Origin of the sequence: uncultured Aquincola sp. (genome assembly GCF_964001545.1) — a bacterium.
In the GTDB taxonomy this organism is placed as follows: domain Bacteria; phylum Pseudomonadota; class Gammaproteobacteria; order Burkholderiales; family Burkholderiaceae_C; genus Aquincola.
Window position 1 is genome coordinate 1 of sequence record NZ_CAXFDV010000517.1, and the last position, 15,741, is coordinate 15,741.

Genomic DNA, 15,741 nt, shown 5'->3' on the forward strand with positions numbered 1-15,741 from the left:
CGCGCTTCGTGAACTGACTCGCGGTGGTTGTTCGAGCGCAGTGAGCGTCAGCGAACGTAGCGAGTTCCGCCGCGCGACCTCGACGCGAGCACCGCAGCGCAGTCGGCCCGCAGGGTCGACCGCCCCAGCATGAGCCCCGCCGCCCCCCGCCCACCGCACGGCGGCCGAACAAAAACAGAACAGACGGCCCATGCACCACCGCATCGCGGTCGAACAAGAACAGCACCTACAGCGTCACGACCAAGGCGTCCGCCGGCAAAGCCGCTCAATCCACCGTAGCCCCAGAAGCCTTCACCACCTTCTCGTACTTCGTCAGCTCGGCCTTCACAAAGGCCGCGAACTGCGGCGGCGTGGTGGGTGAGGCTTCGGCCATCAGCGCCGCCAGGCGGGCCTTGACCTCGGGCTGGCCCATTGCATCGATGAAGGCGCGGTTCATGCGCTGCAGCACGTCGGCCGGCAGCCCGGCGGGGCCGAAGAGGCCGAACCAGGTGTTGATGTCGAAGCGGGCCAGGCCCAGTTCGCGGCCTTCTTCGGCCACGGTCGGCACCTCGGGCATCGCGCTGGCGCGCTTGGCCGTGGTCACCGCCAGCGCCTTCAGCTTGCCGGCGCGGATGTTGGTGGACGCGGTGGCCAGGTTGTCGAAGTTCAGGTCCACCTCGCCCGACAGCAGCGCCAGCTGCGCCGGGTTGCCGCCCGCATAAGGGATGTGGACCATGAACAGCCCCGCTTGCGACTTGAACATCTCGCCCGCCAGGTGGCCGGCGCTGCCGTTGCCACCCGAGCCATAGTTGAGCTTGCCAGGGTTGCGCTTGGCATAGCCGATCAGGTCGCTCAGGTTCTGGATCTTCAGCCTGGCTGCGGTCTCGGCATTCATCACCAGCACGTTGGGCACCTGGGCCACCAGCGTGATGGGCGTGAAGTCGCGGATCGGGTCGTACGGCATCTTGCGGTACAGCCACGGATTGATGGCATGCGTGGCCACCGCGCCGATGCCGATGGTGCGGCCATCGGGGGCGGCCTTGGCCACCTGGTCGGCGCCCAGGTTGCCGCCGGCGCCGGGGCGGTTGTCCACGATCACCTGCCCCAGCGAGCCGTGCACCGCCTGCGCCAGCGCGCGGGCAATCACGTCCAGCGGGCCGCCGGGCGGGTAGGGCACCACCAGGCGAATCACCTGGTTCGACTGGGCCAGCACGGCCGGTGCGCCGGCCAGGCCGGCGGTGCCCGCGAGGGCGCTCAAGAGCTTGAGGGAGGTACGGCGTTTCATCGTGCCGAAGCCTAACCCACCTGCACGGCCGCAGAAGCAGCGGCGGTGCAGCACCCGGGCAGGGTCTGTCAATCCCCTCCAAAGCATGAACCCGGTTGTGCTTTATCACCGCAATGAGCGGGATAGTTCGCGCGCAGGGAGCCACACACAATTCTTTGCAAATTCAGCCGCTCGACGGCGCATACCGAGGAGTACTCGCATGAAGACCACCCCCCCGCCCCAACGAACCCTGGCGCCTGCCGGCCGCGTGCTGCTGCTGTCGGCGTGCGCCACGCTGCTGCTGGCCGGCTGCGTGTCCACCCAGCCGGAAGTGGGCGGCGGCTCCAAGTCGGCCGTCACCGGTGCGGCCGGCGGCGCCACCACCGCCAATGCCAACAGCACGCTCGAGAAATGCGACCAGTCGCTGGGCACGCTGGCGGTGGTGGAAGACCAGAACGCCACCTGGTACCAGTACCTGCGCAACTACAAGCTGGGCTCCACCGTGCCCGTCATCCGCATGATGATCCAGCAGAGCAATTGCTTCGTGGTGGTGGAGCGTGGCGCCGCGATGAACAACATGAACACCGAGCGCGCGTTGCGCGACACCGGCGAGATGCGCGGCAACAGCAACTTCGGCAAGGGCCAGATGGTGGCGGCCGACTACACGATGAGCCCCAGCATCCAGTTCAGTCAGAACACCGGCGGCATGGGCGGTGCGCTGGGCGGCTTCAGCGGCGGGCTGGGCATTTTGGGTGCGGTGGCCGGTGGCCTCAAGACCAACGAGGCGGCCACCACGCTGATCATGATCGACAACCGCTCGGGCGTGCAGCTGGCCGCGGCCGAGGGCACGGCCAAGAACACCGACTTCAACATGATGGGCGGCCTGTTCGGCGGCGCACTCGGCGGCGGCGCCAGCGGCTATGCCAATTCGCCCGAGGGCAAGATCATCATCGCGGCCTTCGCCGACTCGTACAACCAGCTGGTGAAGGCGGTGCGCAACTACCAGGCGCAAACCGTCAAGGGCGGGCTGGGCACCGGTGGCACCCTGGGCGTGCAGGGCGGCAGCACCGCCGCTTCGCAGGAGGTGGACGCCAAGGCCGCGCCCGCCAGCACCCGCAAGCCGGCGCCGGTCAAGAAGACCACCACGCCGGCCAGCAAGTGAGCGGCATCAGCCGCCGTGCTTGTCGGCTTCGCTGGTGAAGGCGTCGGCGTAGAACTCTTCTTCGGGCAGCCGGCACCGGGCCACCAGGTCGCGCTGCGCCGACTCCACCATCACCGGCGCGCCGCAGGCATACACCTGCCAACCTGAAAGGTCGGGCAGGTCGGCCATCACCGCCTGGTGCACGAAGCCCGTGCGGCCGGTCCAGCCGTCTTCGGGCCTGGCATCGCTGAGCACCGGGATGTACTGCAGCTGGGGCAGCTCGGCGGCAGCTTGTTCGGCCCAGTCGTGCAGGTACAGGTCGGCGCGGCTGCGGCAGCCCCAGTACAGCTTCACCTGGCGCTGGATGCCCTTGGCCCGCATCAACTCGATGATGGCCTTGATGGGCGCGAAGCCGGTGCCCGAGGCCAGCAGCACCATCGGCTTTTCGCTGTCTTCGCGCAGGAAGAAGCTGCCGAAGGGGCCTTCGACGCGCAGGATCTCGCGTTCCTTCATCGCACCGAACACATGGTCGGTGAACTTGCCGCCGGGCAGGTGGCGCAGGTGCAGCTCGATGCTGCCGGCCGGCGGCGGTGCGTCGCCGGTGGTGGGCGGCGGCGTCAGCGGCGCATTGGCCATGCTGTAGCTGCGGCGCGAGCCGTCGCGCAGGATGAACTCCACGTACTGGCCGGCGTGGTACTGGAAGGCCACATTGGCCGGCAGCTGCAGCCGCATCAGCATCACGTCGGGCGCCACCTTCTGCAGGCTGCTGACGCGGGCGGGCATCTTCAGCACCGGGTATTCGCCGGCGCCGGGCACGGTGCGCGCCTCGATCACGCAGTCGGTCTGCGGCGTGGCGCAGCAGGTCAGGATCAGGCCGTCTTCTTCCTCGGCGGGCGACAAGGCCTTGCTCTGGTGGGCGCCGTGGATCACCCGGCCTTCCACCAGCCGGCTCTTGCAGGAGCCGCAGGCGCCGTCCTTGCAGCCATAGGGCAGGCCGATGCCGGCGCTGATGGCGGCGGCCAGGATGGTGTCGTCACGCGGCACGTCGAAGGACACGCCGGCCGGCTGCACGGTGATGGAAAAAGTCATGATGGAATGAGAAGGCAAGAAGGGCGCGGCCGATGACGGGCGCAGGGCGGATTGTGCCCCGGCCCCGTGCCGCAGGCCGGCCGGCACAGCGCCCCTGACCCGCCTCATCCCATGGAGTTGTCGTGCACCCAGCCCGTCGTCCTGAACTGCTGATCGTCGGTTGCGGCGACGTGGGCCTGCGCGTGCTGCGGCTGCTGGCCGGCCGCTGGCGCATCGCGGCGCTCACCTCGCAGGCGGCGCGCTGCGCCGAGCTGCGGGCGGCCGGCGCCGTGCCGGTGCTGGGCAACCTGGACGACGCCGCCAGCCTGCGTCGCATCGCCGCGCTGGCGCCACGGCTGCTGCACCTGGCCCCGCCGGCCAACGAGGGCGAGACCGACCGCCGCACCGCGCACCTGCTGGCCGCGCTGGCGCGCGGCGGCTGCACGAAGCGGCTGGTGTACATGAGCACCAGCGGCGTGTACGGCGATGCCGGCGGCGCCCGTTTCGATGAAACCCGCGCGCCGCAACCCGCCACGGCCCGCGGCCGCCGCCGGGTGGACGCCGAGCGCCAGGTGCGCGCCTTCGGCCGCGCCACCGGCGCCACCGTCAGCGTGCTGCGCGTGCCGGGCATCTATGCGCTCGACCGGCCCGGCGGCGACCCGCGCGAGCGGGTGCGGCGCGGCACCCCGGTGCTGGCGGCGGCCGACGACGTGTACACCAACCACATCCAGGCCGACGACCTGGCGCGGGCCTGCGTGGCGGCGCTGCTGCGCGGCGCGCCGCAGCGCGTGTACCACGCCAGCGACGACACCGAGCTGAAGATGGGCGACTACTTCGACCGCGTGGCAGAACTGCACGGCCTGCCGCGGCCGCCGCGGATGACGCGCGAGCAGGCCATCCAGGTGCTGTCACCGATGCAGATGAGCTTCTTGTCCGAATCGCGCCGGCTGGACAACCGGCGGCTCAAGACCGAGCTGCGCCTGCGGCTGCGCCACCCGACGGTGGAACAAGGCCTGGCGCCGATGCGCTGAGCCCGCGCTGCAGCCGCACCACGGCCAGCTGCAGCATGCGCGCGTCGTTGCTGGCGCGGTGGCGTGTCACGCGCAGTTCGTCGGCCACGCTGCGCAGCGCTTCGTCGAAGGAGTTGGTCTGCGCCTCGTCCAGCAGCGTGCGCACATGTTCCAGCTTGAAGGCCGGGCGCAGGCCGGCGGCCTCGAACAGCGTGGCCAGCCAGGTGTAGTCGTGGGCCCAGGCGTCGGTGTAGACGGTGCGGCCGGCCAGTTCGCGGTTGAGCAGCTCGGCCACCGCGCGGGCGCTGCGGCCGTGCAGCAGCGCCGTCTCGCGCGAGATGCCGTGCAGGCTTTGCGCGCTGTCGTCCCAGTGCGTCCATTCGGGTTGCGGGCGGATCAGCGTGCACAGCGCGCGCCCATCGGGCAGGGCCACGCCCACTTCCACCGGGTAGCTGTGGCGGCCGAAGCCGGAGGCTTCCATGTCCAGCACGCACGGTGCATCGGCAAGGGTTTCGGTCGCGGTCATGCCCGAGCATAGGGCCGTGTAACCAGCGCGACAAGGCACGCAGGGAAAGAGCCGATGACCCGCCCGGCCCGCTGCGGTAAACCCCGAGGCCTGCCCACACAAGGAGCCGCCCCGATGACCGAGACCGCTGCCGTTCGACCGCACCACGCCATCTGGCCGCGCCGCCTGCCGCGTGAACTGGCCGTTCCGCGCACGTCGCTGTGGTTCAACCTGGAGGTGGCGGCGCGCCGTTTTGCCGACAAGCCGGCCTACCTGTTCCTGGGCCAGCCGATGACCTTCGGCCAGCTGCACCAGCGGGCCGAGGCGCTGGCCGGCTGGCTGCAAAGCCGTGGCGTGGCCAAGGGCGACCGGGTGCTGCTGTACATGCAGAACTGCCCGCAGTTCATCGTGGCCTTCTATGCGGTGGTGCGGGCCAATGCGGTGGTGGTGCCGGTGAACCCGATGAACCGCGCCGACGAGTTCGGCCACTACATCACCGACCCCGACGCGCGGGTGGTGATCACCACCGCCGACTTGGCCGGCATCGTCGAGCAGGCCAACCAGGCCCTGCCCGAGGCGCAGCGCCTGCGCCATGTGCTGGTCACCCGCTTTGCCGATGCGATGCCCGAAGGCGGCATACCGGCCGACGAGGCGCCTTCGGCCCCGCTGCAGCAGTGGCTGACGGCCGAGCACCCGGCGCTGCCCGGTCATGAGCGCTGGCCGGCAGCGCTGGCCGAAGGCCATGTGCCCGGCCCGCACACCGCCGAGCCCGACGACCTGGTGCTGCTGCCCTATACCTCGGGCACCACCGGCCTGCCCAAGGGCTGCCTGCACACCCACATGACGCTGATGCCCAACATCGTGGGCGGCTCGGTGTGGGGCTATGCCAGCCCCGAGACGGTGAGCCTGGGCGTGGTGCCCTTCTTCCACATCACCGGCATGCTGTACGGGGTGCTGAGCCCCATCTACACCGCCAGCACCGTGGTCATCATGCCGCGCTGGGACCGCGAGCTGGCCGGCCGGCTGATCTCGCGCTACCGGGTGACGCACTGGACCTGCATCCCCACGATGATCATCGACCTGTTCGGCAGCCCCAACTACCGCAGCTTCGACCTCACCAGCCTGTTCTACCTGTCGGGGGGTGGTGCGGCCATGCCGGCGGCGGTGGCCGAGCGGCTGAAGAACGAATTCGGCCTGACCTTTGCCGAGGGCTATGGCCTGACCGAAACCGCCGCGCCCACCCATGCCAACCCCCCCGAGCGGGCCAAGCTGCAGTGCCTGGGCATTCCGCTGTTCGGCACCGACAGCCGGGTGATCGACCCCGACACGCTGAAGGAAGTGCCGGTGGGCGAGGTGGGTGAAATCGTGACCCACGGGCCGATGGTGTTCAAGGGCTACTGGAAGCACCCCGACGCCACCGCGCGCGCCTTCATCGAGATCGACGGCAAGCCGTTCTTCCGCACCGGCGACCTGGGTCGCATGGACGAAGAAGGCTACTTCTTCATCACCGACCGGCTCAAGCGGATGATCAACGCCAGCGGCTACAAGGTGTGGCCCAGCGAGGTGGAGCTGCTGCTGTTCAAGTGCCCGGCGGTGCAGGAGGCCTGCGTCATCAGCACCAAGGACGCCTACCGCGGCGAAAGCGTCAAGGCCGTGGTGGTGCTGCGTGCGGAAGCGCGCGGCCACACGCGTGAGCAGGACATCATCGACTGGGCGCGTGAACACATGGCCGCCTACAAGGTGCCGCGCGTGGTGGAGTTCGTCGAGGCCCTGCCCAAGAGCGGCTCGGGCAAGGTGATGTGGCGGCTGCTGCAGGACCAGGAGCCGCAGAAGGCCTGATCCGGGGCCCCGGGGGCTAACTCAACAAGTCTTGGGACTCGGGATGCCGGCGCATCCACGCCGCCACATAGCTGCAGCTGGGCTGCACCTTCCAGCCGGCCTGGCGCGCATGCGCCATCGCCGCCTGTACCAGCTGCCCGGCGATGCCGCGGCCTTCCAGCGCGCGGGGCACGCCGGTGTGGTGCATCACCGCCACGCCGTTGCGCAGCACGTAGTCCAGCTCGCAGCGCTGGCCTTCCACCGTGGCTTCGAAGCGGCCGGCGGCCGCATCGTGGGTCACCGTCACCGGGGTGCGTTCGGTCATTTCACTTCCTTCATGGCTGCGCGTTCATCGCCCAGCCGCTGCCACAGGAACACATAGCCCAGCGCCATCATGTCGGCGCGCTGCGCGTTGTCGGCTGCGCCACCGTGGCCGCCTTCGATGTTTTCGTAGTACAGCGGCGAATAGCCCTGGGCCATCATCCGCGCCGCCATCTTGCGCGCATGGCCCGGGTGCACCCGGTCGTCGCGCGTGCTGGTGGTGAACAGCACCGGCGGCAGCGGCGTGCCCTTGGGCAGCTGCTGCAGCACCTGGTAGGGGCTGTAGCGCGAGATCACCGCCCAGTCGGCCGGATCGTCCGGGTTGCCGTACTCGCCCATCCAGCTGGCGCCGGCCAGCAGCAGGTGAAAGCGCTTCATGTCCAGCAGCGGCACCTGGCACAGCACCGCATTGAACAAGTCGGGCCGCTGCAGCATCACCGCGCCCATCAGCAGGCCGCCGTTGCTGCCGCCCTGGATGCCCAGGCGCCGCGGCCGCGTGACCTTGCGGGCCACCAGGTCCTCGGCCACGGCGATGAAGTCGTCGTAGCTCTTTTGCTTGTTGGCCTTGATGGCGGCCTGGTGCCAGCCGGGGCCGAATTCGCCGCCGCCACGGATGTTGGCCACCACGAACACACCGCCATGCGCGCCCCACACGTTGCCGCTGGCGGCCGCATACCAGGGCTGCAGTGCGATCTCGAAGCCGCCGTAGCCGTACAGCAGCGTGGGGTTGTTGCCGTCTTCCTTCGCGCCACGCGGCCACACGATGAAGTAGGGCACGCGGGTGACGTCCGTGCTGGTGGCAAAGCGCTGCTCCACCCGCATGCCTTGCGCATCGAAAAAGCGGGGCGAAGCCTTGAGCACCTCGCGCGCATCGGTGCCGGTGCGGCCCAGCGACAGGGTTTCGGGCGAGAGGAAGTCCACCGCCGTCAGCAGGTAGTCCTCGGCCAGCGGGTCGGTCTTGAGCAGCGGATCGTGCAGCGTGGCCACGCCCAGGGTGCCGGGGAAGGGCGCGTCGATGGGGCGGCGCTGCCACGGGCCTTGTGCGGTGGGCGTCAGCTCTTCCAGCCGGCTGGCCACGTTGTCGCTGATGGTCAGCAGCAGCCGGTCGCGGGTGATGGCATAGCCCGCCAGCGAGCGTGTGGGCGTGGGCACGAACAGCGGCGTGTAGCGCCGCTCGGCCGGCGGGCGGCGCAGCATGTCGTCGGCGGTGGTGGCCAGCAGCGCGCCGCGCGGCCAGGTGGTGCCGCCCACGGTCAGGTCGCTGCGCAGCTCCAGCAGCGCCCGCTCGTTCCAGAACGAGAGGCTGGCGTCAGTGGGCTTGTAGATGGGCTGCAGCTTGTCCTGGCCCGCCTCGCGCACCAGCAGGAATTCCAGCGCGTTGTAGAAGTCGGTGGCGCGGCTGAACACCGTGCGCTCGAAGCCGGGTGTGCGGTCCACCGAGACGCCGACCGAGACGTCGGTCTTGTCACCTTCGAACACCGTGGTGGCTGCGCTCAGCGGCGTGCCGCGCTGCCAGCGCTTGATCACCCGCGGGTAGCCTGAATCGGTGAGTGAGCCAGGGCCGAAATCGGTGGCCACGTACAGCGTGTTCTCGTCGGCCCAGTCGAGCCGCGACTTGGCTTCGGGCAGGTGGAAACCGCCCTCGATGAACTGCTTGCTCACGCTGTCGAACTCACGCACCACGGTGGCGTCGGCGCCGCCGCGTGACAGGCTGATCAGGCAGCGCCGGTAGTCCGGGCCCAGGCAGGTGGCGCCCGACCACACCCAGTTCTCTTTCTCGGCCGCGGCCAGCGCATCCAGGTCGAGCACGGTTTCCCAGGCGGGCTCGGCCTTGCGGTACTCGGCCAGCGTGGTGCGGCGCCACAGGCCGCGCGGGTGCGCCTCGTCGCGCCAGAAGTTGTAGAGCGCATCGGCCCGGCGGGCGACGACCGGGATGCGTGCCTTGGAGTCGAGGATCTCGCGCAGCTTGTCGCGCATCGGCACGAAGCGCGGGTCGGTCTCCAGCTGGGCGCGGGTGGCGGCATTCTGGGCGCGTACCCAGGCCAGGGCGTCATCGCCCTGCACGTTTTCCAGCCAGAGGTTGGCGTCCGCCGCGGCGGCGTCTGGGGCCGCGGGGGCGGCTTGGGTGTGCGTCATGCTCATGCAGATCAAAAGGGCGGCAAAACAGCGGCGCATGGGTGCAACCGGGCGGCGCCCGGCAACAAGGGAAGCGGACCATGATAGGGGCCGCGCTGCGTGCGGTGCGCCGGGCAGCCGCATGGCCCTGCGGGTGGTATCAACCTGCAAATCCGGCAAAAGTATCCCGAAGTGCTGCCGATATGGGCAGCATGATCACGCCCCATTCGTCAGAGCCGCGCCTGCCGCTCGTTCACCGGATCGGTGTGCGGCTGGTCTTTTCGTTCGCCATGCTGCTGCTGGCCATGATGGTGCTGGCCGGCTTTGCGCTGGCACGCATGCACTCCGCGTCGCAGGAGCTGGCCGACAGCGGGCGCGAGCAGCTGCGCATCGTGGCGCTCAATGCGCAGATCGGGCGTGAGGCCGACAGCTCCGCCCGCCAGTTGCTGCACCTGTTGAGCGATGCGCCGCGCGACGCGCGGCAGGTGCGCTCGGGCATCCTGCAGGCCAATGCCCAGCTGCGCCAGGCGGTGGAGGCGCTGGAAAAGCTGCTGCCGCCCGGCCCGCAGCAAGAAGCCTTCGAGGCCGTGCGCGCCCGCATGACCGAATACCTGCGTGCCTCACGCGACACGCTCGACTGGTTCGAGGCCGGCGAACTGCAGCGCGCCCGCGCCACGCTGGCCGACGACACCCAGGACACGCTGGCGCTGCTGGCCGCCGCGCGCGACCGCTTCAACCTGGCGCAGGAAGAGGCCGCCGGCCAGGCCGCCGCGCACACCCAGGCCATGCTGCGGCGCGACCGCAACGTGGTGCTGGGCCTGGTGCTGGTGGCGCTGGCGGCGGGTACCCTGTTCTCGTTGCGGGTGGTGCGCGGCATCGCCCGGCCGCTCAAGCATGCCGAGCGTGCGGCGCGACGCATCGCCGCCGGGGACTACCGCGGCCGTGTGGACGTGACCACGCAGGATGAAGTGGGCCGGGTGTCCGCGGCCCTGAACACCCTGGCTGATGCGGTGGGCGAGCGCGAGCTGCGCATCCACCGGCTGGTCAACACCGATGGCCTGACCGGCCTGGCCCAGCGGCCGCGTTTTCTGGCCGAAGGCGAACGGGTGCTGGAAGCCGCCGACCGCAGCGGCCGGCAGGCGGCGCTGCTGTGCTTCGACATCGACCGGCTCAAGACCATCAATGCGCTGCTGGGCTTCGACGCTGGCGACGCGGTGATCTGCGATGCGGCCCTGCGGCTGCAGGCGGTGATCGGCGCCGAAGGCCGGCTGGCCCGGGTGGCCGGGGGCACCTTCGCCGCGCTGGTGCCCAGCGCGGACACCGACAGTGCCCGCGAGATGGCGCTGGCCATGAAGCGCGAGGTGGAACACCAGGTGCGCTGGCAGGGCGAGGCGCTGGACCTGTCGGTGACCACCGGCCTGGCCATGTACCCCGCCGATGCGCGCGCACTGGAGCCGCTGCTGCGCCATGCCGAGCAGGCCTTGTTCGAGGCCAAGCGCCTGCACATCGGCTGTGCGGTGTACGCGCTTTCGCTGGAGGCGGCGCGCCAGTCGCAGCTCAGCCTGCTGTCGGCGCTGGCTGAGGCCATCGAAGGTGGCCAGCTGCATCAGTACCTGCAGCCCAAGCTGGCGCTGGACGGCACGCTGCGCGGCGCGGAAGCGCTGGTGCGCTGGCGCCATCCGCAGCGCGGCTGGGTGCCGCCCGGTGAGTTCGTGCCCTTTGCCGAGCGCACCGGCCGCATCGGCCCGCTGACCGACTGGATGCTGGCGCAGGCGGTGTGCACGCTGGCGCGCTGGCAGCGCGAAGGCCTGCCGCTGACGCTGGCGGTCAACATCTCCACCCACGACCTGCAGGACAGCGGCCTGCCCGGCCGTGTGCAGGCCTTGCTGGCCCGCCATGGCGTGGCGCCGGCGCGGCTGCAGCTGGAGCTGACCGAAACCGGCCTGATGGCCAGCGGCGAAGACCCGGTGGCCGTGCTGCAGGCGCTGTGCGACACCGGGGTGGGCCTGGCCATCGACGACTTCGGCACAGGCCATTCGTCGCTGGCCTATCTGCAGCGGCTGCCGATGCATGAGTTGAAGATCGACCGCAGCTTCGTCACCGAGGTTCATGCCGATGCGCGCCGCCGCGAGCTGCTGAAGTCCATCGTGCACCTGGGCCACGGGCTGGGCCTGAAGGTGACCGGCGAAGGCGTGGAAAGCGCCGCCGAGCTGCAGGCGCTGCGCCACGCCGGCTGCGACCTGGTGCAGGGCTACCACACCGGCCGGCCGATGGACCTGGCGGCCTTCGAAGCCTGGCGCCGCCATCGGCTGCTGCAAGCGGATACGGCAGGCATGTGTCATGCAGGGTAACGTGGGTTCACCTGAACCCGAGCAGTCCCCATGACCACGCCCCAACCGCTGTTTCACCTGGCCTTTCCCGTGCGCGACCTGGCCGAAGCCCGCGCCTTCTACGGCGAATTGCTGGGCTGCCCCGAAGGCCGCAGTTCAGATGCCTGGGTCGATTTCGACTTCTACGGTCACCAGATCGTGGCGCACCTGGCCCCGCAAGAGTGCGGCCACCGCGAGCACAGCCCGGTCGATGGGCATGACGTGCCGGTGCGCCACTTTGGCGCCATCCTCACGCTGGAGCAGTGGCATGCGCTGGCCGACCGCCTGCGCGCGGCCGGCGTGAAGTTCGTGATCGAGCCCTACGTGCGCTTCCAGGGCGAGGTGGGCGAACAGGCCACGATGTTCTTCCTCGACCCGTCGGGCAACGCGCTTGAATTCAAAGCCTTCGCAGACCGCAGCCAGGTCTTTGCCAACTGATGGAGCACCCGGCTTCAGGAGTACCTGAAGCCACCCGCCGGGCGGGTCCGGGCCCGCTTGGGAGCGGCCCGGCGCTGGGCCCGGGGGGGATGGGGCACCCGGCTTCACGGATACGTGAAGCTATCCGCCGGGCGGGTTGCGCGGCCGCCTTCGGAGCGGCCGGGCGGCGGCCGCGGGACCATCTGTCCGTTCAATCCGCAGCGGGTTTGAGCACCTGCGGTTCCACCTCGATGGACTGCTGGCCGTCGCTCACCCACACGGTACCGTCCTGCACCGTGACCTGCAGCTGCATGGTGCGCTGGGCGAGGGTGGCCAGGGCCTGGCTTTGTTCGGCGGGCACCTGCCACACCGCCAGCCGGGCGGCGCGGGCCACCTTGTTCTGCACGCCGGCCCACCAGATGGGCGTGCTGGCGGCATAGGCGATCACCGTCACCCGGTCGGCGCGGCCGGCGGCCCTGATCATGCGGCGGTCGTCGGGCTGGCCCACTTCCAGCCAGTGCAGCAGCTGGCCGCTGAGGTCGTGCTGCCAGAGGTCGGGCTCGTCGGTGTCGGAGATGCCCTTGGCCAGCTCCAGCTTGCCGTTGTCGTCGCTGGCCGGCACGTGCAGTGCAAAGGCCAGCACGCGCATCAGCATGCGTTCGTCGGTTTCGGAAGGGTGGCGCGCGATCGTCAGCGCATGGTCGGCATAGACGCCGCGGTCCATGTCGGCAATCTGCAGCTGCGCCTTGAAGATGGTGGACTTGATGGCCATGAGGGGCGCCACTGTGCCACACACGGCGGTGCTCTCAGCTCCACAGCTGTGCCATCACCTCGGCAAAGCGGTCGGCCACCGCCTCGGCCTGCGGGTGCCGATGGGCCTGCACCACCCACTGGCCGGCCGCCATCACGCTGTGCCAGGGCCGGCCGGGGCTGGAGAACACCAGCGCATCCAGCAGGTGGCCGGGCGGTATGCCGCGCAGTGCGGCATCGGCTTCGTCCACCACCAGCAGGTCGGCACGGGCGCCCGGCTGCAGACCCCAGGCGCCCAGGCCCGCCGCGGCGCCGCTGCCGGCCTGCATGCGCTGCCACAGCCGCTGCGCGGTGGCCGGCTGGCCTTCGGCCGGCGCGGCGCTGACGTTGCGCTGGCGCAGCGCCAGCCGCTGGCCGTATTCCAGCAGCCGCAGCTCTTCGCGCCAGGCGCGGGTGACGTGGCTGTCGGAGCCCAGCGCCAGCGGCGCGCCGCTGGCCAGCCAGCGCGGCAGGTCGCACAAGCCGTCGCCCAGGTTGGCCTCGGTGCTGGGGCAGATCACGGCCGCGGCGCCGCTGCGGGCCACCGCATCGATCTCGGCCGGCACGGTGTGGGTGGCATGCACCAGTTGCCAGCGGGCATCGAGCAGGCCTTGTGCGGCCAGCCATTCGATGGGCCGCCGGTCGGTGGCGCGCAGGCAGTCGTCCACTTCGGCCGTCTGTTCGGCCACGTGGATGTGGATGGGGCCGGCAAAGCCTTCGGTCAGTTGCCTCAACCGGTGGATGGACTCGGGCGCCGCCGCCCGCAGCGAATGCAGCGCGACGCCGGCATTGACCAGCGGCCGGCCGGCCGCGCCGATGCGCTGGCAGGCCTGCCACACGCTGTCGGCGGTGGTGGCAAAGCGGCGCTGGTCGGGTCGCAGCGTGGGCTGGGTGAAGCCGGCACGCTCGTACAGCACGGGCAGCACCGTCAGGCCGATGCCGGCGGTGGCGGCGGCATCGGCCAGCGCCCAGCTCATGGCCAGCGGGTCGTCGGCATAAGGCTGGCCCTGCTCGTCGTGCTGCAGGTAATGGAAGTCGCACACCTGCGTGTAGCCGCCGCGCAGCAGCTCGATGTACAGGTGGGCGGCAATGGCCTGCAGCTGCGCGGGCGTGATGCGCAGCGCCACCTGGTACATGCGGTCGCGCCAGCCCCAGAAGTCGTCGGCATCGGCCTCGCGCCGCTCGGCCAGGCCGGCGAAGGCGCGCTGGAAGGCGTGGCTGTGGGCGTTGACCAGGCCGGGCAGCACCGGGCCGCTCAGGCATTGGGCGCCTTCGGGCGGTGTGGGCACGCCGGGCGTGATGGCCGACCAGTGGCCGCGGGCATCGGCCTGCAGCAGCACGCCTTCGGCCCAGCCGCCGGGCAGCCAGGCACGCGGTGCCCACCAGGCGGTGGTGTGCGCGTTCATCGGGGCGCGGGCGGCTGCCAGTCCAGCATGGTCTGCACCAGCTGGCGCAGCAGCGGGGTGATCTCGCCGGCGCGCAGCGCGTCCCACTCGGCGGGCGTGCTCTCTTGCATGTAGCAGCGCCAGCACATCTCCAGCTGCACCGCATGCACCTGCTGCGCCGGCCGGCCGTAGTGGCGGGTGATGTGGCCGCCCTTGAAGCGGCCGTCCACCACATGGCTGTGCACGCTTTGCGCGGCCATCACCGCGCCCAGCGCATCACGCAGCGTGGGGTCGCAGGCGGTGCCATTGGCGGTGCCCAGGTTCAGGGCCGGCAACGTGCCCTCGAACAGCCAGGGCAGCTCGCTCTTGATGCTGTGGGCATCGAACAGCACCACGTGGCCGTGTTCGGCGCGCAGGCGCTGCAGCTCGGCGGCCAGCGCGTCGTGGTACGGGCGCCAGTAGCGGCCCACACGCAGCTGCACTTCTTCGGGCGTGGGCGCCTGGCCTTCGCGGTACAGCGGGTCGCCGGTGAAAAAGCGGGTGGGGCACAGCTCGGTGTTGTTGACGCCCGGGTACATCGGCTGGTTGTCGGGCGGCCGGTTCAGGTCGACCACGTAGCGGCTGTAGCGCGGCACCAGCAGGCTGGCGCCCAGCTCGCGCACGAAGTCGTAGAGCTGGTCGAGGTGCCAGTCGGTGTCTTCCACGTTCAGCGCGCGGGGCAGGTAGCGATCGACCAGCGTGGGCGGGATCTCGCGGCCGGCGTGCGGCACGCTGACCAGCAGCGGCCGCTGGCCGCGGTGCAGGGTGTAGGAGGTGTCTTCGCTCATGGCAGGTTCCGTTGGCGCGGCAGATTCAGCAGGCCGCATGCCCGAGCCAGTAGCCGCAGGGCCGGCCATCGGCCGGCGCGTCCACCGGGTCGAAGCGGCAGGGCATGCCGTCGTCGGCCCACAGCAGCGTGAAGGGCGCCACCACCACGGGCTTGCCTTCGCGCGGGTGCCACAGGCCGCCGCTCAGACTGAAGAGTCCGCGGGCTTCAAAAGGTTCTGACCATTCAACGCCGGGCTGCACCGGCCGCATCGTGCCGCGGCCGTGCTGCACCATCAGGTTGAGGTCGCGCGTGGGGCCGGCCAGCAGACGGCAGCCGGGCGCTTCCGCGCCGTCGAAGGCCAGCGGCGGGCTGGCGGCCGTCAGGCGCTGGCGACCGGCGGGCAGCGTGAGCTCGACCCCTGCGCCTTCCAGCACTGCGAACCAACGTTGCACGCCCGGGAAGGCGGAGAAGTCGCCATCGCGGTCGATGTCGGCCACGCTGATGCGCAGCGCCCAGTCGGCCCCCGGCGCGCCCGGCCGGCGCAGCAGCTCGCGGGTGTGACCACCGCCGTTGCGCCAGGGCTCGGGCGGCTGGCGGAAGAGGTCGATCAGTTGTATGGACATGTCAGGGCCGGAAGTGGCCCTCGATCACGTAGCGGCTGCCCGGGTGCACCAGGCGCGCCAGCGTGATGCCGGTGCCGCGGCTTTCGGTGCGGCGCACGATGACCAGGCAGCTTTCGTCGCGGCGGATGC

Annotated in this window: 14 protein-coding genes and 1 pseudogene; 5 read left to right on the top strand and 10 right to left on the bottom strand. The window is 70.5% G+C overall.

What is annotated here, in order from left to right; genetic code table 11:
• Window positions 1-265 precede the first annotated feature (265 nt).
• Window positions 266-1,264, bottom strand: a complete 999-nt coding sequence (locus ABNT58_RS17535) for a tripartite tricarboxylate transporter substrate binding protein (RefSeq protein ID WP_348754731.1) — start codon at window positions 1,262-1,264, stop codon at window positions 266-268.
• 199 nt (window positions 1,265-1,463) lie between these two features.
• On the opposite strand from ABNT58_RS17535, the gene ABNT58_RS17540 reads away from it, so the two are divergent.
• Window positions 1,464-2,405: a CsgG/HfaB family protein gene (locus tag ABNT58_RS17540; RefSeq protein ID WP_348754732.1), complete on the top strand. Its 942-nt coding sequence runs from the start codon at window positions 1,464-1,466 to the stop codon at window positions 2,403-2,405.
• A 6-nt stretch (window positions 2,406-2,411) separates the two neighbouring features.
• Here ABNT58_RS17540 and ABNT58_RS17545 read toward each other — a convergent pair whose 3' ends face one another.
• Window positions 2,412-3,473, bottom strand: a complete 1,062-nt coding sequence (locus ABNT58_RS17545) for a CDP-6-deoxy-delta-3,4-glucoseen reductase (RefSeq protein ID WP_348754733.1) — start codon at window positions 3,471-3,473, stop codon at window positions 2,412-2,414.
• Window positions 3,474-3,595: 122 nt separating this feature from the next.
• On the opposite strand from ABNT58_RS17545, the gene ABNT58_RS17550 reads away from it, so the two are divergent.
• On the top strand, window positions 3,596-4,483 hold the full coding sequence (locus tag ABNT58_RS17550) for an SDR family oxidoreductase (protein WP_348754734.1): 888 nt from the start codon (window positions 3,596-3,598) through the stop codon (window positions 4,481-4,483).
• Here the strand turns inward: ABNT58_RS17550 and ABNT58_RS17555 are convergent.
• Window positions 4,416-4,988 carry a hypothetical protein gene (locus ABNT58_RS17555; protein WP_348754735.1) on the bottom strand — a complete coding sequence of 191 codons (573 nt, stop codon included), beginning with the start codon at window positions 4,986-4,988 and terminating at the stop codon, window positions 4,416-4,418. The genes ABNT58_RS17550 and ABNT58_RS17555 overlap by 68 nt on opposite strands.
• A 114-nt stretch (window positions 4,989-5,102) precedes the next feature.
• Here ABNT58_RS17555 and ABNT58_RS17560 point away from each other — a divergent pair, with 114 nt between their 5' ends.
• The gene (locus ABNT58_RS17560) at window positions 5,103-6,806 is read left to right on the top strand and encodes a long-chain fatty acid--CoA ligase (protein WP_348754736.1); all 1,704 of its coding nucleotides are present in this window, start codon (window positions 5,103-5,105) and stop codon (window positions 6,804-6,806) included.
• A gap of 16 nt (window positions 6,807-6,822) precedes the next feature.
• On the opposite strand, the gene ABNT58_RS17565 is transcribed toward ABNT58_RS17560, so the two are convergent.
• Window positions 6,823-7,110, bottom strand: a complete 288-nt coding sequence (locus tag ABNT58_RS17565; RefSeq protein WP_348754737.1) for a GNAT family N-acetyltransferase — start codon at window positions 7,108-7,110, stop codon at window positions 6,823-6,825.
• The gene (locus ABNT58_RS17570; protein ID WP_348754738.1) at window positions 7,107-9,242 is read right to left on the bottom strand and encodes a prolyl oligopeptidase family serine peptidase; all 2,136 of its coding nucleotides are present in this window, start codon (window positions 9,240-9,242) and stop codon (window positions 7,107-7,109) included. The genes ABNT58_RS17565 and ABNT58_RS17570 overlap by 4 nt, the downstream gene beginning before the upstream one ends.
• Window positions 9,243-9,433: 191 nt before the next feature.
• Between ABNT58_RS17570 and ABNT58_RS17575 the strand changes: the two genes are divergently transcribed.
• Together ABNT58_RS17575 and ABNT58_RS17580 are read left to right on the top strand one after the other, a co-directional pair.
• Entirely contained in the window at window positions 9,434-11,572 is a 2,139-nt protein-coding gene (locus ABNT58_RS17575) for an EAL domain-containing protein (protein WP_348754739.1), read from the top strand.
• A 30-nt stretch (window positions 11,573-11,602) separates the two neighbouring features.
• Window positions 11,603-12,028, top strand: coding sequence for a VOC family protein (locus ABNT58_RS17580; protein ID WP_348754740.1), 426 nt, complete (start codon window positions 11,603-11,605; stop codon window positions 12,026-12,028).
• Between the two features lie 190 nt (window positions 12,029-12,218).
• On the opposite strand, the gene ABNT58_RS17585 is transcribed toward ABNT58_RS17580, so the two are convergent.
• The 5 genes and pseudogenes from ABNT58_RS17585 to ABNT58_RS17605 all read right to left on the bottom strand — a co-directional run.
• Window positions 12,219-12,779: a YaeQ family protein gene (locus tag ABNT58_RS17585; RefSeq protein ID WP_348754741.1), complete on the bottom strand. Its 561-nt coding sequence runs from the start codon at window positions 12,777-12,779 to the stop codon at window positions 12,219-12,221.
• Between the two features lie 34 nt (window positions 12,780-12,813).
• Window positions 12,814-14,202: a formimidoylglutamate deiminase gene (locus ABNT58_RS17590; RefSeq protein ID WP_348754742.1), complete on the bottom strand. Its 1,389-nt coding sequence runs from the start codon at window positions 14,200-14,202 to the stop codon at window positions 12,814-12,816.
• Window positions 14,199-15,008 carry an N-formylglutamate deformylase gene (gene hutG, locus ABNT58_RS17595; protein WP_348754743.1) on the bottom strand — a complete coding sequence of 270 codons (810 nt, stop codon included), beginning with the start codon at window positions 15,006-15,008 and terminating at the stop codon, window positions 14,199-14,201. Before hutG ends, ABNT58_RS17590 begins: the two co-directional genes overlap by 4 nt.
• Before the next feature lie 25 nt (window positions 15,009-15,033).
• Window positions 15,034-15,612 carry a HutD family protein gene (locus ABNT58_RS17600; RefSeq protein WP_348754744.1) on the bottom strand — a complete coding sequence of 193 codons (579 nt, stop codon included), beginning with the start codon at window positions 15,610-15,612 and terminating at the stop codon, window positions 15,034-15,036.
• 1 nt (window position 15,613) lies between these two features.
• Window positions 15,614-15,741, bottom strand: a pseudogene (locus ABNT58_RS17605) (histidine utilization repressor); the annotation flags it as partial.